The sequence below is a fragment of the Roseateles sp. P5_B10 genome (assembly GCF_056400485.1).
Genome location: NZ_JBFULE010001480.1, coordinates 1 through 690 on the forward strand (window position 1 = coordinate 1; position 690 = coordinate 690).

The following is a 690-nucleotide window of genomic DNA, read 5'->3' on the forward strand; positions in this document are numbered from 1 at the left end:
GCACATCTGGTTACCCATGAACACGCGCTCGCCCCGATGATCGGCGCCTCGGCTTCGGTCTCCGGCGCCATGGCCGCGGCCATCCGGTTTGCCTTCGTGCGCGGCAGCTTCCTGTCATTCAACCGCGGCGATGCCGATGAAGCGGCACGGGTGCCGGCGCTTCCGCTGTTGCGTTCATTGCGCGATCCGCGTGTAATCGGATTTTTGGCGGTCTGGTTCGGCGTCAATATCATCTTCGGCGTCGGCTCGATTGCGATCGGTGCAGACGGGGCGAGCGTTGCATGGCAGGCGCATATCGGCGGCTTCTTCGCCGGGCTGCTGCTATTCTCGCTGTTCGATCCCATTCCGAGGTTGCAGCGCACGGGTTCGCAGACATCGTCTCCGGACATGTCCGACCTGCATTGAGCGTGTACCGGCTTCTTGCGAGGCCGACACATTTGATCCATCTTATGTATTCGACAGGTGACTCACGTTGGCAGGTTCGGCCCTTGAGGTCGATCCCGTTCCCGGCGCGAACGGTGTGTCAGTTCGATCACCACATCTGAACGACTGTTGAACTGCGCTGTTACACTGCGTCTGTCTGACGACCCAAGAATGAAAGACCGCGCCCGACAAAGGGCATGGTTCGACTTAGGAGGCGACAATGACGGTACGTGCAATTCTCGATTCCAAAGGCCACCAGATCAACAG

1 protein-coding gene is annotated in these 690 nt (G+C 59.7%); it reads left to right on the forward strand.

Annotated features, from left to right (window positions below; genetic code table 11):
- Positions 1-405, forward strand: a 405-nt coding sequence (locus tag AC1DU6_RS34100; RefSeq protein WP_477862846.1) for a hypothetical protein, incomplete at its 5' end; no start/stop codon positions are given.
- Positions 406-690 lie beyond the last annotated feature (285 nt).